Here is a 25,625-nt window from a genome sequence, read left to right as displayed (position 1 = left end):
CGTTTCAGGGGAGCAGGTCACCTTCCAAATCGACATCACCGACTGGGCCGATTAGCGGTTCAAACGAAACAAATTTCGTCGCCGCTTGTGCGGCTTTCAAATGCTTCAACCGCACGGCATTCTTGGCATCTTCGATCGAAACACCCAACCAAATGTGAGGTGGCGCCAACTTCGTTCCGTAACGGTTGCGCAGATAGCGAGCCATCAACGAACTGCGCTTTGTGAGAACCTGATAAGTATGCCACGAGGCATTTTCCATCGTATCAAACACGGTATCGATAAAGGAGACCGGCACCTCCTTGTGGAAGAGGTCGCTCATTGAATTTACGAATATGCGGCGAGGCTCGCGCCAATGCAGCGGTTGATCGAGGCGTTTTGGCCGCAGCGTCAAGTCGAAACCTTGCTCGAACGGGTGGCCTGGTACACCCCTAAAGCGTTCTGAGAAGCGTTCGGCATAGCAGAAGTCGCAACCGGCCGTAATCTTCGTGCACCCCGTAACTGGGTTCCACGTCGAGTCAGTCCATTCGATCTGAGTAGAATCGGCCATGCGCAAGGGTAGAACAAAAAAAAAGAACAAATTCAATGATTCCCGAGTGTGATCCCTTTTGTGGACGACGGATATATAACGGAAACCGCGGCACGTGAGGCATCATGGCGGACGACCGTACTGACTCTGACCGCGAAGAAGAAATGACCGTTCTCGCAGGATATCTGCCGCAAGCAATGATCATCCGCATGTCTGCGGCGCTGCCCGTCTATGATCCTTTGGGGAATGTGTTGCAGTTTCCGACCGCTGCTGACTTCGGGTTCTTTTTCCACGAATATGTACATTTCCTGCACAACATATCAACAGTAGCATTGCTGCCTTTATCAATACCATGGGGCTGTGGCGTTGCTTCAGAGCTACTATCGGGAACGATGGCGCCAGCGTTGGGTCAAGAACATTGCCAGCGGACAAGGTGCAACATCTAAGAACGCTGCTATCTTATCTCGCAGAGACCCGTCGCAATAATGAGCCTGCGAGCAGGCTGATCCAAAACCCAGTCTCTATCCAGCTCACTTCTTGTAGTGTGCGTCCCGTCGTTCACTCCGGGAGCGAAGTGCTTGCTTCTGTGCTCGTGCCAAGGGGATATTGCAAAAGACATAAGCCAGACCGAGACGATAGACGTTTTGATTGGAACGCTGGAGTTGATGGAAAGCGCGGCGTGGCTGCTGGAAAAGCGGGTCGTACATGCCCTTCAAATAGGAGCTCAGATCGTGCCTGCGCCGATCTTTCCCTACGAGGTGGCGGCTGCCCTTGGTAAGCATCTAGCACCGAACGTCAATGAAGACGGCCTGCTTGCATGCATCCTGGCGGCGCTTCAAAGCAGCGATGCACCTGCGGCATTTCCCGAAATCTTACGATCGATGCTGCCGCGCAGGGAAATGATCCCATGGCGGTGCTGCGAAATTCAGTTGGCGTGGCACTCAAGCAGGGCGGGCTAACACTTGAGGCGCAGTTTCATGCGCTTGAGATGGAGTTTAATGGCAACGGCATAATGGCTATCGCCATGCGGCAGATCGTTGCCGCGGCGAGAGCCGCATTCCAGATGCGCCAGGAAGACCCGTTCTTTGAACTGGCGATGATTGCAGACATAGCAAGCGGCGCTTCCGTGCAGGACATCCTACAGCGCATTCCGTCTTGTGCCATGAAGCAGGAAGAATCTGGTGCTTTCGATCAACTGCAGCATGATGTTCTGATCTCCATCCGGCCACCTTCGACGGCCAATGGACGCGACCCGGAAGACGGACTTCCGACGATTCACGCTATCTTTCACTATGTTTCTCTTCATCTTACTCAGCAGGGCTTCGTCGAAACTTCTGCGGCCCGCAGTAGCCCATGTCGGCTCTACACATGTTGTAATCTCCGGCTAAGGATAGACGAACCTAATATCTGCCGCTCGAAGCCTTGGCTATCGGCATCATGGCCGAACTGGGGACCTGACGGAAAATGCTGGTACGGTACAGCCGTGTCAATCACCAAGCCGCCAGCATCCTCGTCCCAAGCGGGTTCATAGTCTAAAGCGGACCTAAAGTGGCCACTGAATCTATCCTCATCGTGTTGTCGCCTCTCGGCAGATTGCATTCTGCCGGGTCGCACTGTGCCATCAACGACCTGCCCGTACCACTCAAGCTTTCACGCGCGTGAGAGTGGGTTGGTCATGACGGCGGCAGCTCATGCCGCCCCGGCCCTCTGTTGGCGTCATTCGGGACAATAACAAACCAACCAAGGAAAGACGTTGGGACTCGATATGTATCGCTCGGAGAGCATCACTTCTTGACCTGGGCTACGTGGTTTCACGTAGATGGGCCCGCCTGATCACGACCTGACCTTCCACTACCACGCCTCCCAATGCGCAAACAATTGCGCTGTATAGTTTTGGAGCTGAAGCCACTACAGCAAGACTCTCGGTCTTTGCGTTCAGAACTAAGCAGTTTGCAAGTTCGTAAAACAGCCGTTCTTCGAACAGTTCACACTCAAACCGCCGATAAACACGGCCAAATCAGCACGGAGAAATGCGATGCCAGCCATCGTAAAACGAACAGTCATGCCTATTCGCCGCAAGAATGCAGAGCTTCGGACACGAGAGTATCTGACCGATGACGAAGTGCAGATCTTGATCGATGTTGCCAAGGCCAATCGCTACGGGCATCGCGATGGCACTATGATCCTCGTGGCTTATCGACACGGCTTACGCGCTTCGGAGCTGACCGATCTGCGCTGGGATCAAATCGAATTCTCTTCAGCCAACCTTCACGTCCGGAGGGTCAAACAAGGTACGCCGAGCACGCACCCCATTCTCGGAGATGAGCTACGTGCGTTGCGTAAGCTTCAGCGAGAGCAGCAACCAAGATCGCCGTTTGTCTTTACATCGGAGCGCGGTACGCCGTTTACCACGGCAGGATTCGCTCGAATGATTGAGCGAACAGGAGCGGCCGCAAGGCTGCAGTTTAAAGCTCATCCACATATGTTGCGACACGCTTGCGGCTACACGCTGGCTAACAAAGGCCATGACACGCGCGCGGTGCAAGCCTACTTAGGACATAAGAATATTCAGCACACTGTCCGCTACACAGAAATGTCGCCTACCCGTTTCAAGAACTTTTGGCGCTAGCTAGACCGCTTTGGCGTCGAGAGCAGACGTCCGCCTGGAGTACCGAATTCGTCTAAAGCGCCACGATGATTTGGCAACCTAGTACCCTTTCCCGGACAGATAGCGTCACGAACCGGATGTCTATTGTGGGTCAATAACGTCGGTTTGATTGCCGCTTTGTTACTCCCGGTCTCCCCCGATCAGCAGACCATTTCTGAGGCGGACCGAACGTCGCCACCGGGCCGATATTGTTGCAAAAGTCGATATTCGCCGATGACCAAAATTCTGCGGGTCGTGGGCGCGACTTTCGCGTACAAGATGCGAGGGACCTCACGGCCTCACGCAAAATTCACAGGCGACTTCGGTAACGCGATTGAGCTCATACGAATCAGCGATCGCTCGCTGCTTAGTGTTTTCGCGAAGAATCTTGCGGCCTGCAACTTTCGACTTTTGCAACACAATCGACCAGAAGCGGATATTGATTACTCTATTATTTCGTCGGCGCGGCCCAGCAGCGTTGGCGTGATCTCCAGCCCAAATAATTTTGCCGTCTTTAAATTGACTGCAAGTTCAAACTTGGTTGGCTGCTCTACCGGGAGATCACTTGGCTTAATCCCTTTGAGGATTTTAGCAACGTATCCGGCGGATCGCCGGTACATTTCCGGAAAACTGGGACCATAGGATATAAGGCCGCCATCGCGGATGTAGGCTATCGCTTCCCAAATCGAAGGCAACCGATATTGGGAGCATAGGTCGATCAACCGTTTGCGGTTGAAGTTGATCAACGGAGACGCTAATCCGGCGACGCCATTCACGTCTTGCTGCATGGCCTCGGCGAAAATATCGCCAAGTTTGTCCACTTCTGTTACCTTACCAACCAATATCTCTAGCCCTAGTCCGCTTGCGCCGGATTGCGCCCGTTCCAAGCCAACGGTCGAGCGCATGGTCGGGTCATGCAAAAGCATGACTTTTGTTATACCCGGTACACCCTCCTTCAAAATTTGTAATCGCTTGCTCTCCAGATCGGTACCAATCATAGAAAGGCCCGTGATATTTCCGCCGGGCCGCGCCAGGCTTTGTACAAATCCATCGCTGATCGGATCGCTCAGAATGGCGAACACAATGGGCGAACTTACTTTGGCCTCAAGCAATGCTCGTAGCGGCTGTGGACCAGCTGTGACAATTGCACTGAGATTCCGTTTCGCCAGATCCGCTGCGTGTTGCCGTAGCCTGTCCGGGCTACCTTCACCCCACAGGTAATCTACCGTGACATTCTGGCCATCGATCAGTCCATTTTCTATCAGCCCAACTTTGAACTGTTCGATTTGACGCGGATCAAGCGATGCCGGGCTAGACGCTCCGAGATAAGCAATACGGGGGACAAGTAAAGCCTTCACCTCGGCTTGTGCCACGAGGGGCCAAGCGATAACCGTGCCGCCCGCGAGAGTAATGAATTCCCGTCGCCTCATGCACTAGTTCCCGTGGCTTAGTGGTGGCAGCTTAGTCGGTCTACCCACCTCGCGAAAGGACGAAGTCTGCTATGGGTCCGGTCTTGAGAACAGCCTTCGCCTGCTTGGCCACATTGGCCAGCTGAGCCCGATCCGAGCCGCTGTTCGTCACCTCATGCGTCACAATCAGATGGTGCTCGGTATCTACGGCGACCTGCACATTGTAGCCAACGACGCCGGAACCGCGCCCGCTCGTCGCCATCGAACGGCTGTCGGGATCGGTCAGTGAGATTTGCTGGTCAGGCGACGCCCGAACCTGTTTTTCAATCGCTGCGAGTTTCGCCATTTCAACAGTCAGATTTTCGAGCCGTTCTTTGATCCGGGTCTTTTTTAACTCCAGTGTTTCCGACGGCTCCTGCCGGTCGGCGGTATCGAGCTGAGCGAGATAGCGCGCAACACTCTCCTCCAATTGCGTGCGCCGCCGCTCGACTTTGCCGCGCGTGAAGTTCTTATCGCGATTATTGACCGCTTTGAATTTACTGCCGTCGATGGCGACGCTGGCTGTCGCGAGCAAGCCCATCTTGCGGCACACCTTGACGAAGCGCGCGCAGACCTTTTTGATGCCGGGACCATTGTCCTTGCGGAAATCGGCAATCGTTTTGTGATCGGGCGCAAGCCGGGCGAGCAGCCACATCACTTCGACGTTGCGGCCAGCTTCACGCTCAAGCCGGCGGCTCGAATGGATACGGTTGAGATAACCGTAAATGTAGAGCCCTAAGAGCGCGGCCGGATGATACGACGGCCTACCTGTCCCGGCAGGCTCAACGCCACCGAACCCCAGTTCAGCCAAATCAAGGGCCGCAACGAAGGCGTCGATCACGCGAACCGGATTGTCATCTGCAACCCAGTCGTCCAGGCATTCCGGCAACAAAGTCGATTGCCCGCGATCAGCCCTTTGAACGAAACGCGTCATGCCAGCCGCCGCCGATTCAGTGCGGGAATCATAGCAGGCACGGCGTTTTCACACAGCCAGGGTCACAAGCCGCCCTTGGCAGACTGCTTCGCCTTAGTCGGCTTATCTCCCAGAAGCAAACATTCCGGCTCTCCGAGCGTTGGTCAGCAACTGACCAACCGCACACAGCTTGACTTGGGGCGCTCGATTACAGTGATGTCAGGCGGGGCCGGTTAGGTCGCGAAGAGCGGCGACGATTTCATGGGCGCTGTATGGTTTAGGGAGAAAACGGCTGCCGCGCGGCAGATCGTCGTTGCTGACATTAGTTTCAAGGCCCATCCACACATGCTGCGACATGCTTGCGACTACGCTCTTGCCAACAAGGGTCACGACTACCTGGGCATAAAAACATACAGCACACCGTGCGCTACACTAAATTATCGCCTACACGCTTTAGAGTTTTCTGGAGGTAGGTTGCCGTGCAATTGGTCGGTAATGAGGATTCACCAAACAAGGGCAGCGCGGCTGTCATTTCGATAGGCCGATACGCGATGGTCATCCCCTTGCGTTTGGTAAGGATCGCGATCCAGCTTACAAATGAAGAAGGCTGGATTTGTCGACCATGGTGCAAGAGCGGCCACTTCGGATTAAGCGGTGTTGTTGGCGACCGCGAGCTCCTAGTGAGCGCTGTAATGCCCGCGATATGCGTTGTGCATGCCGTAACCGGTGCGTCGTCCGTTCAAGAAAAATGGGCGGCGCGAAACAAGACAAGATGGGTTTCGCATTCGGGAACAAACGGAGTTACGCCATGCCCCGTTATTTTGGTGCGCTCATTTGTTCGTGGCTGCTCTGTATAACATTTTCTACTATTAGTTGCGCAGCGGACCGGTACGGGTTGGTGATCGGTAACTCCGCCTACCAAAACGTTCCCCAGCTCGCCAACCCAACGCGAGATTCCAACGACGTAGCGTCTGCTCTAGAGCGACTAAACTTCAAAGTCACTCGGCTTAACGATGCAAATGTAGCCCAGATGAATGAAGCTGTTATTGAATTCGGCAAGCAAGCCGAAGGTGCTCGAATGGCTGTTATTTTTTATGCAGGCCACGGCATTGAGGCGAACGGGGAGAACTGGCTGATTCCCGTAGATGCTAAGTTAGCAACTCAAGCCGACGCCCCCAGTGAGGCGGTTAGCGTTCGTTCGCTAAATGCGCAGGTCGCCAAAGCTAGTCAGCTCGGCCTTATTATATTGGATGCCTGCCGGGACAATCCATTTGTTCAATCTCTCAAGAATATCACTGTCAGTATGCCGCCCACTGCTGCCGAAAAAAGCATCCTGGCTAATCGGTCGGTTAGCAAGGGCCTTGCGCCCACCGAACCCGCCGGAAACGTGCTGATTGCATTTTCGGCAAAAGACGGAACGGTCGCGAGCGACGGCATAGGGCGGAATAGTCCTTTCACGACATCTCTGCTTGCGAACATCGAGATACAGGGGCTGGAGATTTCAGCGCTGTTTCGTAAGGTCCGAGACGAAGTCATGAGAGCCACTAAAGATGAGCAGCAGCCCTACGTTTACGGTTCGCTATCTAGCGACTTGATCTACTTCAAACCACCTGACCCGGAAAATGTAAAAACCTTCGACGGCTTTTGGGATGCCAAAATATCTTGCGATCCAGTGGGACAGCAGCTTGGTTGGTCGGATCGATTCCTGAGCACGGTCAAAAATGGCGTGTTAGTCGGACAAACCGGCAGGGAGGGAAGGCCGGGCTCGCTTACCTACAATGGGTTTATTGATGCAGATGGCACAATTCGGGTCACCGCGACGGGACTATCAGGCGATCCGAAACATACAATTATCGCGACGCGCCCCGGAACTCCAGTTTTTTGGCGGGCCGCTGGCATGCTGGAAAACTCCACTGGAACGGTTCTTCGTACAAGTGGACGAAAATGCATTTTTCAATTTTCCAAGCAGCTGCTCGGCAAACCAGGATCGAGTGCACAGAAGAATAGATAGGTTGCGCGGAGCCGAGCAAGCTCGCGCCAAGAACTTCCCTTTGAATTAGTCCGAAGGATTCCGCCATAGCCATCGATGCATTCGCGGGCACAACGCCCTTGTTTCTCCGGAGACGTTCTTCGTTGGCCGCCTGCAGGATGGGCGGTGCTGGAAAGCCTCATAGGCGGTCATTCTGACGCGCAGCTCAACCTACAGCACTCTGCGCACGTGGGGTCTGAAGCTCCGGGAGAGGACCGGCTTCAAAAGAGCTGCCGTGGCCGTGGCGCGCAAGCTGGCGGTTAGCCATGATGTCTCGTCGTTAACTTCATGACCTCCGTCTGCATCACTGGCAACCGTCCGCCCGACTATGCGTGCGGCCGGAGGCAGCTAGCGCCGATAGGTTAATTAGCCGGAGGAAGAGCAACGCTGCTACTTCTGAAATCATGTCTGAATAGATCGACCTGTCCATTGATATCTCGAACAACAACGGACTGCTGTTGCTGGTATTCGATCGTTGATCTTTTTGAGAAATCGGCCAACTTGTTGACGTAGGCGACGGCCTCATCCTGAGTCATGTTTGCGTTAGGAGAAGAAGGAGCATCCGGTCCGAGCATGCCGAGCGCGTCGCCTATTTTTGATGCCGCACTGCCAAAGGCGATCGATCCGTCAAGCACACCCAAAGCATCCTGTGCCCGCGCCACAGCCCTCATATCGTGCTCTAGGTGAGCATTGATCTGCGCCAGCCTTTTTGAAGCATCCTCCACATTCTTTCGGAGTTTGGCAGCAGCCGCTCGCAAGGGCGCATTGGTTGCGGTACTCTCGGCAGCCTCCGCTGTGGCGGCGATGGCGCTCATCTGCGTTTCCAGCCGAATCCCATTATCTGCGAGCAACATTCCGCGAACTCTGGTTCCCTCAACAACAACGGCGTTTCGCGGCTCGCGTTGATCTAACAACTCTTTGGAAGCCGCTTCCACGTAGCTTGGTGCAGATTTCGGCCACCCACGCCTTCCCGGCGTGATCCAAATGAACCAACTATCTGCCAACGATCGAGAATAACCCTTATTCGCTGGGCCGATCCTATCGCGCAAATTTTCAGCCCATGCGTGGGCAGGATCGGCTCCAACGCCAATGAATAATACGCTTTCAACCTGCTTTTGCGGCGAGGGCGTGGATGCGGATGCATCATTGACAACGACATTGACCTCTAGCAGAAGGCCACGATTGCCGAGATACGGGTACACCTCCTCAACGTTTTGCCAAAGTTTCTGGATTTCGGCCTTCGCACTTCTGTCAATCGCCTTGTCTTGTAAATCCTTGGTCGCTTCTTGAATTAGGGTACCCGCATCGTTCATCCCGGTCGCGCGATTGGATTGCGCATCGACCGAAGCGCCGCGATCCGGCAATGTCGTCTGCGCGCCGACAGCCCACGCAGTGCACAACGTCACCAAGGCGAATGCCACCATCGCGCGTTTCACGGAAACTCCTCCTTCATACGCAAGGCCTCGCGGCGAGTAGCCTCAACAATGCCGACGATCTGCTCAAGAAACGCTATGCGCCCGCTGAGATTATTCAGCTGAGGGAGCAACCCCTCCGGACTGGTAGGCGACCCGAGCAGTGGTTCCATCTCCTGATTTATCGCCACGATTACCGGATGAGACTCGACGGCTCCGGGTCGACTCATGCAAACCAGCGAGGCCTTGTTCGAATCCCAAGGTGGCGTCCGGCTAGAAAAACTCTTCTGGAGTGCAATAATAGGATAGCCGCTCGACGTCAGCTGCACAAAGCGCCAAGCATAAAATACGATTCCTACAGGCATATCTGGGCTGCTCGTCGACCACGGACCGACCGACCCCGCACATACTTCTCCCGTGCCGTCAGATGTCCACTTCTTCCGATCAAAACCGCTCTCGGTCGCCAGACGTGATTTTGCGATCTTATCAAGAACGAGTTCTCGCTTTGCCTTCAAATCCGAAAGTTGATATGCAACAGAGTTTTTGACGTCCGGCGACAGAATGCACTCGTGCCATTTGATATGCCGAGCCAAAGCAGCCCCGATCTTATTCGGCTCAGCAAGCGACAGGATGTTCATGTGAACGCCTAACGCTAGTGGAGCGGCAATCGCAGCACGCGGGACCGCCCCCTCTTTGCTAATGGCGAGATCGTAAACGATGGAATCGATCGTCGAGAGAGTGATTGTCACCATACCGCGGCGTGTCGGGTCGAGCGCATCCACCGCTGCGCGGCTATCGATCTGCTCGTCGAACCAATTATGCATAGCGGACCGCAATCGGCCCACTTTGTCAGCGGTGAAAGCATTCTCAAGCATCTCTGGCAGCTTTTCTTTCAGATCAGCAATTGCCAGAGCGATGTCCGCCAGGGCTAGCTCAATTTGCGCAGCTTGCTCGACTATTACGTCAAGCTTTTCGTTGATTGCGGACATCATTGCGGCAAGGCCGCTCGGCCGTTGTACGAACGATGAAATAACCGACAGAGCACCAAGTGCTGCCTGGAACCATGCTTGGGCTTGCGTCGAAATTGCGAGAACACCTGAGCTGCCAACTATCGATAGGGCTGCCAAATTCCGTATCTTCAACAGAAGGGAACGTCGATCGAGTGACACCATACGCAGCGCTCTCTCTATCGTTGCAATTGTTATAACACCGGTCTTCACCCAGCAGATATCTTCAAAAGCTTTTATTGCGAGAACACTTCCGCCTTTTTCTTCCAATCGGCCCAAGTGGTCCGAGGATCCGTTGGCAATTTCGCTAGTATTCTCTTTTCACCATCTGCGCGCAGCTTCGAATTTGCGTTCCATGCCGATTGACCAAACGTCTGAACCGCAGCATAGATCGCCTTTACAGTCACCGGGTCGATCTTAAAATCGAGCATCGCCAATCGGATCACCTCGTCGCATTCCGCCTTGGGCCGCTCCTGAGTCCAATAAAGATAGTCGTGTAAAATGGCAGGGTACGTGTAATCGCCATCAGGCCGCAGAAGAGAATAGAACGCGCGGGGTATGCTGGCGAAATCCGTCACAAAGCCCTCCGGCACCTCTACTCTAGCGATCTTAGATGTGCCAACATCGGGCTCCCACGCAATCGGCTTTAAGAGTGCCCACATCGGTTCTTTGAACCGATAAACAAAGAGCCCACCTTCAGGTTTGCGAGCTAACTCACCCGTCCAAGTGTCCATCCATTCGGCCATACTACTTGGTTTTCGAGGTTGGACCGCGAATGCATTGCGTGTTCGAAACACGCCCACCAGGCTTAGTGAAGCCACACCCAGAGATAAAATATAACGCCGACTTTCCAAGACCATTTACGTTCTCCGTTCGCTAAGAATGTCAGTCGACTGATTGTTCACCTTGCCAGCTAGCGCGCCGAAACCATGGTGTTTGCCTTCCGTTTGTTCGTGCCGTGACTATCCTGCGAACGTTGGCGTAGAGACTTTCCATACTTAAGTCGTGATTCCCCGAAAACTTCGCTGCCTTCAAAACATCTAGCAAGGCTGTTGTGAAAATACCGCCGCCCCAAGACTGACTTTCAAGACTACTCTGTCGGCCCTTTGAAGCGGAAATGACTGTGACGTTCTGATGAGTCGCAGCAAGTTGCTCCGAAGCAGCATCCTGGGCCGCATCAGCAGAGTGACAAGCATCAAGAAAAATAAAGACGCGCCCTTGCGACGTTTTAACAATATCCGACACCGCCGAGAACGGAAGTTCAACAATATCTGCTCCCTTCGATTGGCTTGGTAACAATAGTGAAAATTCGCCGCCACTAGTCAACCCATGCGATGCAAGAAAAAGTACCAAGGTGTCGCCGCGCTTCGTGGCTTTTGCAAAGCTACTGAGGGCCTCAAGCAATTTATCGCGACTGCCCCCCTCCCCTGCAAAGACTTGGCTGGAGTAACGACTGTACGAGGGAGAAAGATACGCCTTTGCACCGACCTCAAAACGCTTTGCGTCGCCGGCCGCAAAGGCCAGGTCGGAAACTATTTTGCCCTGATATGCGCCGCCATTGAATTTGTTAATGCCGACTGATAGCACTCTCAAAGTACCGCTGTAGCTCTTTGCGCTTAGCAAGAATGATTTTGTAACGCTCTTTATGCCCTGCACGTCCGTGACGTAAAAACTGACCCAACGAGCCGGTCCAAACGAGTCGGACGATAAAACCTGGCGGCCTGCAGCGCCCTCAAACTTGAAGGTTTCCGCCGAATACCCGTCAACCATCACCCTAAGCTCTGACAGACCGTTTTCCGAGGTTGCAGTAACAACAAATGATGTACCTGCCCGATCGACTTGAATAGAAGGCGGTGCAATGCCCGTTGGTGGCGTTGGTAAAGGCTCATCTTGATAGACACGCCTCTGACCAATTCCTGGCGATTGTAATTTGCTGGAAAACTGGTCGAGTGAAAATAGCTGCGGGTTGCCCGGAACTTGCACATAAAGGTAGCTTGCTCCTTCCGGAGTTGCTTCGAAGTTTAGAGCAGAGTCCAGCAAGACTATTTCATCATCTACGAATTTACCCCGAAGACGAAGTTGTCCCGTCTTCAAATCGTAAAACCCCACTGATCCGCTCTCGTTCAATTGCACGAGGTTACGATGGTCAGCGGTTGTCGAGACAATGGATATATCCAGCGGGTTTTCCAGACCTGACACAATGGATGTTTGCTTGAAGGAAGGAACTTCAAATACCACAGATGTCGCGGCGTCTTTGGACGTGACGATTAGCCAGCGCTGGTCGACAAGATTAAGTTCCAAAACTGGCCGAAAATCAAGCCTAAGAGCCGACCCCGAGCTTGCTCGCAATTTATCGATACCTGCAGGATCAGATGGGTCTCCAGCGTCAGAGTAAGCTGCGACTATTCTAGTATGCCGCAACGGTAGAGAACTATCTGCAGGTGAGAAGACAGCTATCAAATCCCCATAGCGATCAGGGGATGTACCGCATTGAGTGTGCTGCTGAGCCACGACAAGCACGCCGGAAGTTAGTTCAAACTTCCACAAGGCCACCAATTGGTCCGCACTAATCACTGGCGGATTTTCTTCTTCAGTGTTCTCCTCCTTGGTCTCCGGAGCGGCGCTAGCATTCTCGCGGGCACTTGTTTGATCTTCGTCTTCCGGTCCTTCATCGTGAGTGCAAGCATCGAGATCCATGCCGTAGGATTTCGCAAAGTAGACCGACTGCTTTGTCCTCTTACTAGCTTCGGCCCGGAATTGTAGCGGCGGCCTGTTGTGCGCAAGCGCTAGCATCGCGCTCTTAACAACGGCAACGGCTGACGCTTGCACAGCATTGTCGTTGTTTAGTGTCCTCACAATCGGCCGAGATGGCTCCTTCGGAAGCTTGTCGTCAATTCGAATTTTGAATGGAACTAAAGCCTCCGCTAATCGCTCAAGGTTGTTGCGGGGCGACACGCGCTTGCCGTCCAATTCGACCATTCGCTTGGAAATCTTGCCGCGAGTTGCCACTTTTGATTCTGGTCGGCTGCCAACTTCTCTGTTCGGCTTTTGCATTCGGTCTGCAACTAGCTTTCCCAATTTATAAGCTGCGTCGGCGTCAGCGTTGGAAAGGACAAAGGTAATTTTGTCGGAAAAATTCCAACTAAATTCCTCCCGACTTCTCGTCTTTGGCACCGCGAGTTCATCAGCGAGGAAGCTAACTTCCTCGATGTGCGGTATCGAATATGTTGGTCGCTTCGGCGGAGGCCCTCTTTCTTCCGGCTTCTGTTCGTCCCAGAATTTGACTGTTGATTCTGAGTCCGCGGCCTCCAACAAAGAGAAATCGTCAGCCGAGGCCGAAAACGCAATTTGGTCCCAATCCAACCAGATCGAGGTACTGCCAAGACCATGACATCCGTTGCAGCCCTCACCCCAAAAAAGGTCTCTTTCGTTGACCAACGGAAGCGTGACGCCAACGGCGCCCTTTCGGCCGTACCCCAGTATCAAAACGGCATCGCCATTCATCCATGCCACCGCCTCTACTCCCCCAAAATTTCCTTCAAGGGCGGCAGTGGTCGTGAAAACAACCTGTTGGATAAGCAGGTCAACGACTTCCAGTCGGCCAGATCCTCCTCGTGCTGTGAGATATCGCCCCGAAGGTGAAAACCGCGGCTCTCTTCCGGCCCGCTCTAGCACCAAATCCCCCGTGTTTTTTTCAATCACTTGATATCGATCTTGAAAAACAGATAGCAAAAATTTGGAGTGATTTGAAACGAACGTGAACTTCGGATCTCCTGAGGAAAAGCGGTCTTGCGCCACAAATTGAGGAGGCCCCGACGTAACCTGCACATCCAAAATGCCATTCAAAAAGTTTGCTTCAACGCATGGAGGTGGCGCGCCCCTCGGCGGAAGACCAACGATGGACCAAGTAATTTTCGTAGCGCCTGCGTTATAGAATATTATCTTGGCCGAGCCTGTTGTGCTTGGTGTCGAACTCGACAGAGGCACTATCAGTCGAGTCTTCTCTTCGTATGCTCGAATTGATCGGGGAGCACGAGCGGTAGGGGGAAGAGCTACGAAGCCGTCTCCACCAAAACGTGTGGTTCCTGGAAAACCGACTACAAGAAACGAATCGCGCAGCTCTGGACTTTTGGAGATTTGCCAAGAAAGGGTCGAAGGCTGGCCGGTTCTCGCATCGTTGCGGATCGTGACCGCAGCGTGAAGCGTCGAATCGATTTTGTCCGCCCCTGACGTTGCGCGGCATTCGGCAGGAACAGCTGCGGCAGACTGGACGAAAAAGAACGACAGCACGGTTGCAATCGCAAGCTTCATGTCAGTGTCCTTATAAAAAAATCAACTATTGCGGGAATGTGACACTTTTCAGTCAATTTACCAAGCAGTTCGAACATGTAGCGTTGAGGCCGGAATTCGCCTCACCGCTCGCCCTGCGGCGACGCGACCTAAAGGGTCTCGACGCGCTGCTACCGGGACAGTTTCCTGACCCGCTGGGCGTCTACATGGAGATGGTGAAGTCGCAAAAAGGCGTTGTGAGCGACATGAGGCTGCGGTGCACGACATTGGTGCGGCTAGACAGGACTGGTTTGTTTGCGATCTCAACGGTCTCCCTCGGAGTCGCGCGGACCGGGCCGTTGAGTAGCGGCGAAGGGCCTTAGTTGCGCGGCAGTTCACACCATGGTTTCGGTGTCTTAGGGCATCGTGTCGCGCTGCATTGGAACGGACAGCCAAGCTCTCGGCGATCAGAATCTGTCCAACGTCTCGCCCAGTCGCCTTCAGTACCCCACACGAACGCCCGAAGTTGCACCCATCGTTCCTTCGGTCCCCGGTGCACACGAACAGTCCACGAGTTGAAGTCTAATGGTTGCGAGCGCACGATTTCTCGCAGTCGCCTCGTGGCTTCGTCGCCGATCTTACGCTCTTCGGCACATTTGGCCCGTCGCGTTTTTGGAGCGTTGAACCCTACAAGACGAACGTCCGGCCGATCACGTGGGATCGTGAGCGGGAGCCCTTTGGTTCATCGACTTTTCACAACTTTTTCACTGGCAAAAGTAGGCTAAAAGGCGCTTTTGTCAATAAAATCATGTATTTAGCATGATTTTTCGCTTGTAGCTCGGCTTTTCCGATGCTATGTTCAGAGCGTGAAATAATGTTGCGTCGCGTCATTTTCGGCCAACCGCACGCAGCGAATGATTCAGCGACTACGAGATTCCGTGCACCGCCCCCGAGACCATCTGCGAGGGTCTAGGGATGGGGAATAAGCGGACCAGCCTGAAACAGCCCTGCCGGTCAAGAAACGGTCCCACGCCTCCCGTACATCCCGAGCCTTTCGACCATGCCGCTGTGCTGGTGGAGACGATCTGCCGCCTGGCCGGTTCGGATACCCTGATCGGGCAAAACGCCGGTCATCTCCAGCGGGCAATTCTAGATGGCGACACGCCATATCTATTCGAGCACCTGGTCCGATCCTTCTCGCTGCAGGGTATCAGCGACCGTGCCGCCCTGACCTACATGGAGAACCACGACCGGCCCTCTTGGCGGGATCTACAGCAAGCGACAAGCCGACCACCAACCTGCCCCAAGCTCCGCGGTTACTGGACCTTCTGCGGATGCGGATATCGGAAAGCCGCCCGGACCTGCGCTGAGCCTGGAGCTATTGCAAAATGTTCGGTGCCTCGCTCTGCTCTCCGCAATGGACGCCTAAACCAGGTCACGTACTCACTGTTCTTTTTCATTCGCGATGTCACGGATGGAAATCTCGTTGACTGGATGGATCGTTCGCTTGCCCAGGCAAATTTGGGCTCGGCGAAGAAGCGAGCCTATCGAATGCGGCATGCTTTGATTGACCCGCTTCGCAATATTTACGGCGTGTCAGACAAAGTGCTCAACATGACACTGGCCGACATCTTGTTGGCGGCCCCGGCAAGCAAACCTCTCTGGCGCGAAACCGGCTACAGCATGATAGCCATCGATACGCTGGTGCATAACTTTCTCCGCCGAACGGGTATTACTCGTATGTTGGGGGCCGAGCACACATATGGAACTGCTTGCTATTCAGTCGGCGGATGCGGCGACATCGTGAGAAGAATTGCACGCCAGATTGACGCGAAGCAATTCAATCAAAACTACCCGCAGCACTTCCCAAGATTTGTCCAGCACGCGATCTGGCGATATTGTGCACAGTCAGAATTGAACGTCTGCAACGGCAACACAATCGACGATGATTTTCGATGCCGAAATGGGAATTGCGGATTGTTTCGGCATTGCGACCGCGTGCCCCTCCGCGGTCAATCTGCAGAAGACTGAGAAGGGCAACAATTTGAGTTGAGTGACAGTACGTCAGACTAACCCTGAAGGCCCGCGGTGGGCCTTTTTTGATTCAAGGAGATACCAATGTCAAAGAAGCCGACCAAATCGAAAACGCCGAGACCCGCAACATCGAAGACACCGCGCCCCGCAGCTCGGACCGTCGTCATGTTCGGTCTAGATAAGGATCGAAAGCCACACGCAGCTCGGTTCTCAGGAGAGAATGATGCGCTGTTGACCAAAGCAGCAGCCACGATGGGCATGCGGCTCGCGGTGCCGATCTCGAAAAAGCACTTTGAGGTCGTAAGCAAACTGCCCGCCGGGAAGATCAACGCGACCGGCAACGGGCTTGTGCCGAGTGTCGAGCAGAAGCTTTATGACCAAATCAATTCGCTTGTCGGCGGCGAGACTGGCGCGATCTCTCCATCGCTGCCCAAGTCATGGACGGAACTTGCACCTGGCCATCTAGTCCTTGCCCAAGACGGTGTAGAGGATGGGTGGTGGGAGGCGACGATCACGAAGAGAAGCGCGGACGCCTTGACGCTGCGATGGCGTGACTATCCTGGCCAGTCCGAGTTTGTACGGCCAATTGGCGCGGTCGCGCTGCTGAAGCCTCAATAGTGCTTACTCCTGCTTCTCCTTTCGTAGCTGACACCAATTAGCTAGAGGCCCTCGAAAGGCACGAACCTGCTTGCCTGAGCCCGCCCGCCTGCCCCCCTCTTCCCCAACCTGCTGAACCACCGGAGACTCAAAATGACCGCAAACGCGGATCGCATTCGCGCGCTCAATGATGACCTGCGACGTAATCTAAGTGGAGGTCGCGCCTACATGACGCCCGGCGTGGCGGCCCTCGGGCCGGAACTGCTAGATCGCATCGTCAAGGCGCTCGCCGCTTTCGACGATTTTCACCACGCCAACGATCCTTGGGCAGAACATGACGCTGGCATGTTCAATATCGAAGGGCACCGGCTGTTTTTCAAAATCGATTATTACGACAGGTCACTTACTTATCAATCGCCCGATCCAGCCGATCCGAGCGTCACAGAGCGAGTGATTACGCTCATGCTGCCAGAAGAGTACTAGCATAGAAAGTAGCCTCGCCATCGGCGAGTTGCGGCTCCTGCCCATTGGTTGAACGCCTCGCGAGTGCGTTGGTGCTGCAGGCCAAGACCACTGATGATCGGAAGGCATGCACGAGCCGCTCTCTTCTTTCTTTGTTGCGGTCGGCTTTGCGGGTGAATAACGTCAACTCTTAGGGCCGGGGAGCTATCTGGATGCGCATCACGACAACAGCACTGTTTTTGGTTCTTCTATTTTGCTTGCAGCAGCCCGCTTCGGCGGAAAGTCGCGTTGCACTCGTCGTCGGAAATGGCTCTTACGAGAAGGTGCCAGAGCTGCCAAATCCGCCTCGTGATGCAACAGACATTGGACGTGCATTAGAGCGATTGAACTTCAAGGTCAGCTTGATCAAGAATGCAACCGCCCAGGAGATGCGAAAGGCTGTGATCGAGTTCGGCAGAGCTGCCGAAGGAGCCGATATGGCCGTCGTGTTCTATGCTGGACACGGAATGGAAGTTGGAGGCGAGAACTGGCTAATTCCAATCGGTGCAGAACTGCGAAGCGACGCCGATATCGAAAGCGAAGCAATCAGTCTGCGATCCGTCAGCGCTCAGGTATCGAAAGCGAGGCAATTGGGCCTGATTATACTCGATGCCTGTCGCAACAACCCCTTCGCTGCGAAAATGAAACGCTCGCTTAGCACGCGAGGAGTATCTCGCGGTCTTGCTCCCTCGGAGCCCTCCGACAATGTCCTTGTCGCTTATGCGGCTCGGGATGGTACTACCGCGAGTGACGGTGACGGTCGAAACAGCCCTTTCACAACAGCTCTTCTTCGGCATCTCGAAACACCTGGGCTGGAAATCTCATTCTTATTCCGTCGAGTGCGCGACGATGTGATGATGGCCACGAAGCGCGAGCAACAACCTTTTGTTTATGGCTCCCTCTCCAAGGAGGAAATCTACCTCAACACCAAGACCAAGACCGAACTACAGTCGCGCGTGCAGCCAAGCACTCTCAGCATCGAAAGGCAGAGCACAACAGATCAGACTCAAGATGCCTCAAGGTCGGGAGCAACGTTGGCTATAGCCCAAACGCAGGATGTGAGGATCAGCGCGTCGATAAACTTTTCGAGCTTCAGAACAAGGCCAAAACCACGACGGACCCGCAGTTCGGTAAAGATGGACTTCGTTGTGACCACCAGCGGGAAGGTCGAAGAGACGATTCAAGAAACGGGTAAATTTGCCGAACGCACCACAACCCGACAAGGCCCGCTCGGTGCTCAGTTCCAAATTCTTGATGCCAATACGATCCAACGAATTAGAAAATTCGAAGATCGGACCCAGACGCTAACTATTGCGTTCGCCGGCAGGCGGTGTCGCGCCACACTCACAAACGAACCTAATTCCGGATTTACTGAGTGGGAAGGACGATCAACAGAACTCGGACAGCAAGCGTTTTATAAAGATTGGGCGATGACCTCATCAACGTGCGCAATTCGCTAAATCAACCTCATAGCAGAATGTCGCAAATCGCAAGGCGGCAGCGAAACCGCTACTTTCCGGCCTTCTTCGGCTCGGCCGTCGCCTGAGACGTCGTCTTAGCGCCTAGAGACACTGCAATCGCGAAGACCTCGTTTCTAACCTTCCGATAGGAAGAACGGTGTCTAATCAAAAGCCGTGCTCTTCAAAGGCTTTGAGGACAAGATCGCTCCCTACGTCTTTGATGCTGGTCGCATGGAGTACAACACAAACGTCAACAAAGAAGTCATAATCAGACTTTCGCATTCCTCAGAATCTCGACAAAAGCCAGACCGCAATAAAGTTGCCAATGGCAGATTGCGGCAACTAATCTCTCAAATTTCGCAAGAGGAATAGAAATAATCAAAATTTCGCCTCAGCCATCGCCCGAAACGTCGCAAGCGATTCTAATTTAGAGCATCTCAACTTTGGAGGTGCTTATGAAATCGTCAGTAGCGTCGTTGGGGCCATCGACTCGAAAGATTGTTGCCCGAATTCAAAAGGTACGGAGGGCTGCTGAAAGGGCAGCATCAAGAAAACAACGGTTCGCGAACTACGGATACCTGCGATCAGTTTTGCGAGCCTACAGCCACTTTGTTGAAGACGATCTGTTATCGCATCTGGTGGAAATCGCTCCTAGCACCCTGATGACGCCTGTGCGAGCGGACTGGCATCCACTGCGTGTGATCGTCGAGGCTAGTTGCATCCAGCCTGATTTAAAAATGCGGAGCCGTTGGACGCGAGCACTCGAACTGGCCGTCAGGGAGAAGGTCGATCCGAAAGACCTAGTGCGGTTCATTCGAGCGCATAACGGGATCGCGGGATGCGCGGATCTGGCGAGCAAGATCGCTCGAAAACGCCCAAGCGTGCGTCGGAAGAAATCACCTGCGAGTAAGGTTTTCCGTCAAGCGATATCCAACGGCCGATGTACGGCGATAAGGCAGTTACCATTTACTGGGACGAGGTGAATGTGGGTCGATTATATGTTCGGCCAAAGGCAGCCGCAGGCGGCTGCCTCGCCGAGACCGCCCTACGGGCGACTAAACATTGTTAGAGAGAGAGTGGCAGGGGGTGGCAGGACTTTATATTATGACTTGAGATCAAAAGATCAGCTTTAAGAGAAGAAAGAATGCTGCCATCTCCTGCAACCATGGCCGGCCGGAGCTAGGAACGGAATTTCACACCGATCCATTCACTACCCAGTTTGGTACGCTTGTGAGTTAAATTGTGCGTCCCTATGAGGGCCTGTTTGAACGCCTTCATGTCTAGTGCCACTTCTCCATTGCTGCCGCACCAGTGGCTGTAGTGATCGTACATCACTCTCGCAGAGACGCGGTTGAAGGGATCTTTGTCAAGCATTTCAGCGACAAATCGCTTGAGATGGTCTGCAGCCTTCGCCCATTCGCTCGCAGCGTGACGGACGGCCGCTGGTGGTTTAAGGCCCTCCTTCTGCCAACAAACACAACCACGAACCGCCCAAGCCAGAATACCGTGGCCACTCCTGCTTGAGCTTATTCGGCAAGTCCTTGTCGATTTCCGCTGAAGGAATCTCAACGTTGAACGGAACAACCCGAATGCGCCGCCAAAGTGCTTTGTCCGTACCGCGAACACGCGGGGGATCGTTGGCCACGAGCCAAAGCTTGAATTTTGGCGTAAATTCAAAAAAGTCCTGACGCATAAAGCGGGCGGTGATCTTGTCACCGCCGGTCATTGCTTTGATCTTCGCTTCATCCAAGTGCCGATTGAAGTTTGCCTCGATGGCCGTGACCATTCGAGCACCGTCAAGTCGAGCTTGGTCGTTTGAGATCGCATTATCGTATTGCTTTGTCAGCAGCGTCTCGGTCGGAGTATGGCAGCCATAGTCACCAAGCATGTCGCGGAGAAGGTTAATGAGCGTAGACTTTCCGTTATTCCCTGAAGAGCCGTGACAGAAGAAAAATACCTGCTCCCTTGTCTCGCCTGTTAGGCTGTAACCGACGCACTTGCGGATATAACGCCGCAGTCCTTTATCGTTGTTGGTGATACGCTTCACGAAGGTCGTGAATTTGGGGCACTTGGCTTTGCGATCAGCGGCGACTGGAGAAATCTGAGTAATCAGGTCGCCGGGATCATGCGGCTCGATATATCCAGTGCGCAGATCAATCGTGCCGTTCATAGTGTTGAACAGCCAGGGATCGGCATCCAGTTGACCGTCGTCCACCCCAACGAGACCCTTAGCTAAATCTAGCATACGGTCGAGGCTGCCTTTGGAAAGGGAGTTCTGAGCAAATACAGCGCGCTTTGCTGCCTTCGCTTGATCGCGCGCGAGATACTGCGCCTCATCTGCAATCAGGCGGGCTGTTGCTTTGGCAAACTCGATACACTGAGAAGTGGCATTTGGCCGCCACCGCCCTTCCTTGTATACAAGCCAGCCTCGACCGCTGGTGTAGACGATTCGGTTAGCATAGCGCGTCGCCAACCGTTGCGCGTTGTCGGTGTCAGTCTCACCAAGTTTCGACAGGTTCTTGGTGAGATCCGGAGTAACCGGAGCCAAGGGCATCTTGGCGTCCGCATGACCATCGTTCGATTGAATAAAAGGCAGCAAACGCGGATATCTTATCCCGGCATTAAGCCCACTCTCGATAGTCGCGCCAATCTCGGTATCCTCAAGCCCAATTGCCTCGGCGGCGCGCGCCAGGTCCCGGATAATCTTTGTGCGATCAAGGAGGCCATATGGAAGAAGTTGGCCGACCTTGAACGCGCATCGGTTCAAGGTGTCATTGCGCTGGTGTACGGGAGCTTTTCCTAGACGTTCGAGCTCCCTGTTCAGCGCCGACCGAATGTAAGCTTTGGCACGTCCGCTCTTGGAAGGCGGGATGGGCAAGAGCAACACGGGCGGGGAAGGTTCTCTCGTCAGTATGGCTTTCCGCAATGATTTCGGAATTCTGGCGATCTCGATGTCATTCAGATCGCGCCCCGGAAAGAACTTGTACAGCTTGCCTGATCGGTGAACACTACCCGGCGCGACGACGTAGCCACCATCGCCTCGAATGTCGATGCCCTTGCCGAGGCGACCCACCGAATTGGGAACTGATTTATCGCCCGGCCGCAGATAATAGTGCACTCCGTTACCTGTCGTCACCTTTGGAGTTCTTGGCAGCTTGCCATGCTTTTTGAAAAGTTGCGCGAGTGACTTCTTACCCTCCTTGCCATCGACATCGACAACAACGAGGTTCGAAATCTGGCCTGTTGCGATTCCGATGTTTGCGTCAGGACTTTCGGTCCACCACTGCTTGATCACCTTGCGGTCTTTCGTTGCATCCTTAACGCCGCGTGGTGTCATTGGATGTTTACCGGGCTTTGCGCATTCAATCCCCTCGCGACACGAACATCGCCCGTCGCGAACGGAATGGACAGGTATGACGTGCAGCCCTTCGGACGTATAACGAAGTGCTCGCTTCAATAGTGTAATGGGACGGTAATTAGCTTTTTTAGTCGGCATGACAGGCCTCCGAACTATCGGACAGCACGATACGCAGCACTTCTATTGCAAAACGAGAGCGGGCAGCAGGAACGCCATCAGCCCACGCAGCCTGCAAAGCGGGCGAGGCATTCCACGCCACGACAAGTCTGTTGAAATGCTCTCCCGGGTCCCCTCTTTTCAGGAAATCGGGAATGCCGCCGTCGCTTGGCGGTAAGCCCCTCGGGGCGGGCGAGTCTTGCGTAGCCGGCGATTGTTCGCCGGCCCTTGACTGCGAGGGTGGGGCTTCGGTCGTCGGTGGACGAGACTTTGGCTTCTTTTGCTTGACGATATCTGCCGCGATCTTGAGTTGCTCATCCACTGTTTTACCGTCAGCAATCCTGAGCAACGCCGACTGGTTATCCTGAAGCTTGAGCTCACGCGCTCTGAGCTTTCCCTCCGGGAAAATACCCGCAATTCTCTGCGCACGCTGTAACTCTCTGCGGGACACCTCTAGTTTGCGTGATGTCTTGCTGATGCCCCTCTCATTCGGTTGGTGACCGCCGGAAGGCTGGGCAACTTGCCCAGCCTCTTCTTGGGAAGCTTGCAACCATTCGTTTTCTGCTTCGGCCCTTTCAAGGGCGCAGTATCCCAGCCGGTGGAGATTCTCAGAAATCGTGAGAAGTCGATTTCTGGACTGGTTAGGATCCAAAACGATGGCATCAATGTGTGTCCGCTCAAGGCGGCGCATCGCTTCTACCCTATGCTGCCCAGCAATAAGAGTCGCGACACCCGTCGCCTCTATCACGACGAAGATTGGCGTGGTCAATCCGATACGTTCGATGGATTCTTTAATTATCTCGACGTGGTCAATGTCTATGGGGCGATGGCCTACTCCAGCTACAAGCTCTGATAGGGCAATCCGCTGAACTTTGGTCTCGACAGACGAAGGACTTGTGCCAGGCGCGGGGGAGTTTCCGAGGACTCGAACAGGTCCCCTTGCATGCGAGATCGACGACTGAGGAAGTCTGCTTTTCACGTTTGGGCTCCTAGATTAAGGGAGCCTCTAAAAAATCGGACTTGGCTGGCGAGAGATAGCTAGCCCGGATTCTTGCCAAACAATTGAAGCTCTTCGATGCCAACAGCCGCGTCGCCTTATCGGATGACGGCGGCCAGCTATCTGCGCATGGTCTTCGTCGGCTTCGAGGCGACATTTTCAGTGACAGCTTTCCGTATCTCGCGAAGATTATCCTCAAGAGATCCCCAGTCGAGGGCGCGTACATGGCTGCGGAGGGTCCTTAGCGTTATATGGGCGTACCTTTTTTTGAAGCGCTTGCCTGAGATCAATCGTCTGGCGATTTCAGTGGCTGATGTAAGGTTTGGGTCTTCGCGCTTGAGCTCGTCGATGTGCTCAGGTAGTTGAGAATATTTATTAGCGACCGTTTTTGTTTTAGGTCCTGGCCCCTTCAGGCCCACCTCAATGAAGGCTTCAATAAAAAGCCTCCAGTGCCAAGGGTTTTGAGGATTAAGTTGAAAGCGCTCGAAAGCGTCCAGCACTTTCTGGTGCTGTTCCCACTTTGGGTCCAACCAAAATGCAGTTGCGACGAATAGGGATTTGTTCGCGCTGAGGGGCTCATCCAACGATAGCGGTCTTCTTGTCGGGATCTTGCTCGCCAGCTTCTCCATCTGTTCGTAGCCCACCTTACGTAAAGCCACGGCATCTTTTAGCTCTTTCGAAAAATTCGATTCTGTCATCGACCCCCCGTGTGGAGTTGGCAGACTTTCCTAGGGACTGTCATCGGCCAATCTCAGCTTCTAAAATTTAGTTTCTAGGCATCATCAGGAGAACCGCTAAGTCTCCTTTCGCCCGATGCGCATCTCATACCGCGCTAGTCTACATGGCTCTTAGGTTCTCGGAAATGCAAAGCAAGGAGCGCCGCATTCGGCCCCGTCTTCTGACGGCGAAGGACGCAGCTCTCTACTGTGGCATCAGCGTATCGACTTTCCGCAATCGATGCCCAATCAAACCCGTCGCTCTAGGTCCCGGGTGCAAGCTTCAACGCTTCGACCGCCAAAGCTTAGACGATTGGATCGACCATCTTGGAAGTGGACAGATCAACGAAAAAGATTGGTTAGCCGAATTGGATTAGCGATGACTGTTCTCAGAATTAAGGGCCTAAAAAGATATCGCGTTAAAGGACGTTGGTACGCATACCACAGGAAATCGGGCACAAGGCTGAAATCTGAATTCGGTACTGCTGAGTTCATCGCGGAGTTGGCCGGGTTGGAACGAAGGCTTAAGAAGGTCGAGGCTTTACCGGGAACGCTCGGTAAGCTTTTTTCCTCCTACAGAAGTTCCGCGGCGTATGCCGACCTCGCTTCATCAACGAAGCAGGGCTATTTGCGGATGATGGATTTGCTCAAGCCGCTTGATGAGATGCCGCTTGTTGAACTGACGCCGCAATTCATTGCTGGGCTAAGAGATCGGATTGCGGAGAAAAACGGCCGTAGGCAAGCAAACTACGTAATGGCCGTTGTGTCGGTCGCATGTGAGCACGGCAAGGAGCATGGGATCGTTCGCGACAATCCGGTCAAGGGTGTGAAGCGTATTAAAAGGTCTCGAAGCGCACCCGCAGCTAATCGACCCTGGACAATTGAAGAATGTAGAACAGTGCTCGCAGAACTTCCTTACCAGCTGAAGTTACCAGTGGCGCTGGCAATGTTCACCGGTCTCCGCAAGGGTGATGTCTTAGCGCTAAAAAAACACGCGATTCGCGAAGGTCGAATTTGGCGGCGAACGAACAAGACGGGCCAGGAACTTTCGCTTCCGGTTCATCCCGACTTGGCTGAAGTATTGAGGCTTTCGCCGCAGCACATTGCGATGACTATTGCGGCGACAACCAACGCGACCCCATGGACGGAGAGCGGCTTCAATTCCAGCTTCATCAAAGCTATGAGGGCTCTAAAACGCGCAGGCAAGATCGGCGATGGCCTTACGTTTCACGGCCTGCGGCATACTGTTGGAACTCTCCTGATTGAGGCAGGCTTCGACATCGACACAGTTCGGCGATGGCTTGGCCAGAAGACGCTCGCCATGGCGATTCACTATTCCGAGACGGCGGATACTTCGCAGCGAATGCGGGAAGTGATTGAAAAACTGGACCCCTTGGGGAGCAAATCGCGAACGTGATTGTCTAACCCGGCTCGGGATCTAACGACTCACCTTCCAAGGCCGTAAGTCATTGAAATGATGGTGCCCAGGGGCGGAATCGAACCACCGACACTGCGATTTTCAGTCGCATGCTCTACCAACTGAGCTACCTGGGCG

The 25,625-nt window shown here is 54.0% G+C and carries 20 protein-coding genes, 1 tRNA gene and 1 pseudogene; 10 read left to right on the top strand and 12 right to left on the bottom strand.

Annotated features, from left to right (window positions below; all coding sequences use genetic code 11):
- Positions 1-4: 4 nt before the first annotated feature.
- A complete protein-coding gene (locus tag FXB40_RS23955) occupies positions 5-583 on the bottom strand; it encodes a DUF5131 family protein (protein ID WP_246207857.1) in 579 nt (192 codons plus the stop codon).
- A 68-nt stretch (positions 584-651) separates the two neighbouring features.
- Here FXB40_RS23955 and FXB40_RS23950 point away from each other — a divergent pair, with 68 nt between their 5' ends.
- The 4 genes from FXB40_RS23950 to FXB40_RS23935 all read left to right on the top strand — a co-directional run bounded on the left by FXB40_RS23950 (position 652) and on the right by FXB40_RS23935 (position 3,155).
- A complete protein-coding gene (locus FXB40_RS23950; RefSeq protein ID WP_148774662.1) occupies positions 652-972 on the top strand; it encodes a hypothetical protein in 321 nt (106 codons plus the stop codon).
- Positions 973-1,104: 132 nt separating this feature from the next.
- A complete protein-coding gene (locus tag FXB40_RS23945; protein ID WP_148774661.1) occupies positions 1,105-1,485 on the top strand; it encodes a hypothetical protein in 381 nt (126 codons plus the stop codon).
- The gene (locus tag FXB40_RS23940) at positions 1,434-2,057 is read left to right on the top strand and encodes a hypothetical protein (RefSeq protein ID WP_148774660.1); all 624 of its coding nucleotides are present in this window, start codon (positions 1,434-1,436) and stop codon (positions 2,055-2,057) included. Before FXB40_RS23945 ends, FXB40_RS23940 begins: the two co-directional genes overlap by 52 nt.
- A 504-nt stretch (positions 2,058-2,561) precedes the next feature.
- On the top strand, positions 2,562-3,155 hold the full coding sequence (locus tag FXB40_RS23935; protein ID WP_148774659.1) for a tyrosine-type recombinase/integrase: 594 nt from the start codon (positions 2,562-2,564) through the stop codon (positions 3,153-3,155).
- A 461-nt stretch (positions 3,156-3,616) separates the two neighbouring features.
- Here FXB40_RS23935 and FXB40_RS23930 read toward each other — a convergent pair whose 3' ends face one another.
- Positions 3,617-4,603 (bottom strand): ABC transporter substrate-binding protein, encoded by a 987-nt coding sequence (locus FXB40_RS23930; protein ID WP_148774658.1) that lies wholly within the window; start codon positions 4,601-4,603, stop codon positions 3,617-3,619.
- Between the two features lie 76 nt (positions 4,604-4,679).
- A pseudogene (locus FXB40_RS23925) lies at positions 4,680-5,555 on the bottom strand (IS1182 family transposase); the annotation flags it as partial.
- 787 nt (positions 5,556-6,342) lie between these two features.
- On the opposite strand from FXB40_RS23925, the gene FXB40_RS23910 reads away from it, so the two are divergent.
- Positions 6,343-7,545 (top strand): caspase family protein, encoded by a 1,203-nt coding sequence (locus FXB40_RS23910; RefSeq protein WP_187437097.1) that lies wholly within the window; start codon positions 6,343-6,345, stop codon positions 7,543-7,545.
- A 380-nt stretch (positions 7,546-7,925) separates the two neighbouring features.
- Here FXB40_RS23910 and FXB40_RS23905 read toward each other — a convergent pair whose 3' ends face one another.
- Genes FXB40_RS23905 through FXB40_RS23890 form a run of 4 tightly spaced genes read right to left on the bottom strand, consistent with a single transcriptional unit; the run spans position 7,926 to position 14,293 of the window.
- Positions 7,926-8,999, bottom strand: a complete 1,074-nt coding sequence (locus FXB40_RS23905; protein WP_148774656.1) for a hypothetical protein — start codon at positions 8,997-8,999, stop codon at positions 7,926-7,928.
- A complete protein-coding gene (locus tag FXB40_RS23900; protein WP_148774655.1) occupies positions 8,996-10,252 on the bottom strand; it encodes a hypothetical protein in 1,257 nt (418 codons plus the stop codon). Before FXB40_RS23900 ends, FXB40_RS23905 begins: the two co-directional genes overlap by 4 nt.
- The gene (locus tag FXB40_RS23895; RefSeq protein WP_210352178.1) at positions 10,219-10,842 is read right to left on the bottom strand and encodes a DUF1353 domain-containing protein; all 624 of its coding nucleotides are present in this window, start codon (positions 10,840-10,842) and stop codon (positions 10,219-10,221) included. Before FXB40_RS23895 ends, FXB40_RS23900 begins: the two co-directional genes overlap by 34 nt.
- A 25-nt stretch (positions 10,843-10,867) precedes the next feature.
- A complete protein-coding gene (locus FXB40_RS23890) occupies positions 10,868-14,293 on the bottom strand; it encodes a caspase family protein (RefSeq protein WP_148774654.1) in 3,426 nt (1,141 codons plus the stop codon).
- Positions 14,294-15,226: 933 nt separating this feature from the next.
- Here FXB40_RS23890 and FXB40_RS23885 point away from each other — a divergent pair.
- The 4 genes from FXB40_RS23885 to FXB40_RS23870 all read left to right on the top strand — a co-directional run bounded on the left by FXB40_RS23885 (position 15,227) and on the right by FXB40_RS23870 (position 18,843).
- Positions 15,227-16,282 carry a hypothetical protein gene (locus FXB40_RS23885; RefSeq protein WP_148774653.1) on the top strand — a complete coding sequence of 352 codons (1,056 nt, stop codon included), beginning with the start codon at positions 15,227-15,229 and terminating at the stop codon, positions 16,280-16,282.
- A gap of 87 nt (positions 16,283-16,369) precedes the next feature.
- Positions 16,370-16,903: a hypothetical protein gene (locus FXB40_RS23880; protein WP_148774652.1), complete on the top strand. Its 534-nt coding sequence runs from the start codon at positions 16,370-16,372 to the stop codon at positions 16,901-16,903.
- Positions 16,904-17,035: 132 nt separating this feature from the next.
- Complete coding sequence (locus tag FXB40_RS23875; RefSeq protein ID WP_148774651.1) at positions 17,036-17,365, top strand: DUF3768 domain-containing protein; 330 nt, start codon at positions 17,036-17,038, stop codon at positions 17,363-17,365.
- A gap of 191 nt (positions 17,366-17,556) precedes the next feature.
- A complete protein-coding gene (locus FXB40_RS23870) occupies positions 17,557-18,843 on the top strand; it encodes a caspase family protein (protein ID WP_148774650.1) in 1,287 nt (428 codons plus the stop codon).
- 1,179 nt (positions 18,844-20,022) lie between these two features.
- Here the strand turns inward: FXB40_RS23870 and FXB40_RS50410 are convergent.
- From FXB40_RS50410 to FXB40_RS23850, 4 genes are all read right to left on the bottom strand, one after another.
- Positions 20,023-20,412 carry a primase-like DNA-binding domain-containing protein gene (locus tag FXB40_RS50410; RefSeq protein WP_430647950.1) on the bottom strand — a complete coding sequence of 130 codons (390 nt, stop codon included), beginning with the start codon at positions 20,410-20,412 and terminating at the stop codon, positions 20,023-20,025.
- Entirely contained in the window at positions 20,294-22,339 is a 2,046-nt protein-coding gene (locus FXB40_RS23860) for a phage/plasmid primase, P4 family (protein ID WP_148774648.1), read from the bottom strand. Before FXB40_RS23860 ends, FXB40_RS50410 begins: the two co-directional genes overlap by 119 nt.
- Complete coding sequence (locus FXB40_RS23855) at positions 22,329-23,336, bottom strand: ParB/RepB/Spo0J family partition protein (protein ID WP_148774647.1); 1,008 nt, start codon at positions 23,334-23,336, stop codon at positions 22,329-22,331. The genes FXB40_RS23860 and FXB40_RS23855 overlap by 11 nt, the downstream gene beginning before the upstream one ends.
- Positions 23,337-23,473: 137 nt before the next feature.
- Positions 23,474-24,052: a hypothetical protein gene (locus FXB40_RS23850; RefSeq protein WP_148774646.1), complete on the bottom strand. Its 579-nt coding sequence runs from the start codon at positions 24,050-24,052 to the stop codon at positions 23,474-23,476.
- 397 nt (positions 24,053-24,449) lie between these two features.
- Between FXB40_RS23850 and FXB40_RS23845 the strand changes: the two genes are divergently transcribed.
- Positions 24,450-25,487, top strand: a complete 1,038-nt coding sequence (locus FXB40_RS23845) for a tyrosine-type recombinase/integrase (protein WP_187437096.1) — start codon at positions 24,450-24,452, stop codon at positions 25,485-25,487.
- A gap of 61 nt (positions 25,488-25,548) precedes the next feature.
- Here the strand turns inward: FXB40_RS23845 and FXB40_RS23840 are convergent.
- Positions 25,549-25,624: transfer RNA gene (locus FXB40_RS23840), tRNA-Phe, on the bottom strand.
- Position 25,625: the final 1 nt, after the last annotated feature.

It is taken from the genome of Bradyrhizobium rifense (genome assembly GCF_008123425.1).
GTDB lineage: Bacteria > Pseudomonadota > Alphaproteobacteria > Rhizobiales > Xanthobacteraceae > Bradyrhizobium > Bradyrhizobium rifense.
The sequence above is the reverse complement of the archived record's forward strand: the minus strand, read 5'-3'. Positions and strand labels throughout refer to the sequence as shown.

Coding starts and splice junctions, on each gene's coding strand:
- FXB40_RS23910 (WP_187437097.1), top strand. CDS start 6,343: ATGCCCCGTTATTTTGGTGCGCTCATTTGTTCGTGGCTGCTCTGTATA.
- FXB40_RS23950 (WP_148774662.1), top strand. CDS start 652: ATGGCGGACGACCGTACTGACTCTGACCGCGAAGAAGAAATGACCGTT.
- FXB40_RS23875 (WP_148774651.1), top strand. CDS start 17,036: ATGACCGCAAACGCGGATCGCATTCGCGCGCTCAATGATGACCTGCGA.
- FXB40_RS23935 (WP_148774659.1), top strand. CDS start 2,562: ATGCCAGCCATCGTAAAACGAACAGTCATGCCTATTCGCCGCAAGAAT.
- FXB40_RS23870 (WP_148774650.1), top strand. CDS start 17,557: ATGCGCATCACGACAACAGCACTGTTTTTGGTTCTTCTATTTTGCTTG.
- FXB40_RS23930 (WP_148774658.1), bottom strand. CDS start 4,603: ATGAGGCGACGGGAATTCATTACTCTCGCGGGCGGCACGGTTATCGCT.
- FXB40_RS23895 (WP_210352178.1), bottom strand. CDS start 10,842: ATGGTCTTGGAAAGTCGGCGTTATATTTTATCTCTGGGTGTGGCTTCA.
- FXB40_RS23845 (WP_187437096.1), top strand. CDS start 24,450: ATGACTGTTCTCAGAATTAAGGGCCTAAAAAGATATCGCGTTAAAGGA.
- FXB40_RS23940 (WP_148774660.1), top strand. CDS start 1,434: ATGGCGGTGCTGCGAAATTCAGTTGGCGTGGCACTCAAGCAGGGCGGG.
- FXB40_RS23860 (WP_148774648.1), bottom strand. CDS start 22,339: ATGCCGACTAAAAAAGCTAATTACCGTCCCATTACACTATTGAAGCGA.
- FXB40_RS23885 (WP_148774653.1), top strand. CDS start 15,227: ATGGGGAATAAGCGGACCAGCCTGAAACAGCCCTGCCGGTCAAGAAAC.
- FXB40_RS23850 (WP_148774646.1), bottom strand. CDS start 24,052: ATGACAGAATCGAATTTTTCGAAAGAGCTAAAAGATGCCGTGGCTTTA.
- FXB40_RS23890 (WP_148774654.1), bottom strand. CDS start 14,293: ATGAAGCTTGCGATTGCAACCGTGCTGTCGTTCTTTTTCGTCCAGTCT.
- FXB40_RS23880 (WP_148774652.1), top strand. CDS start 16,370: ATGTCAAAGAAGCCGACCAAATCGAAAACGCCGAGACCCGCAACATCG.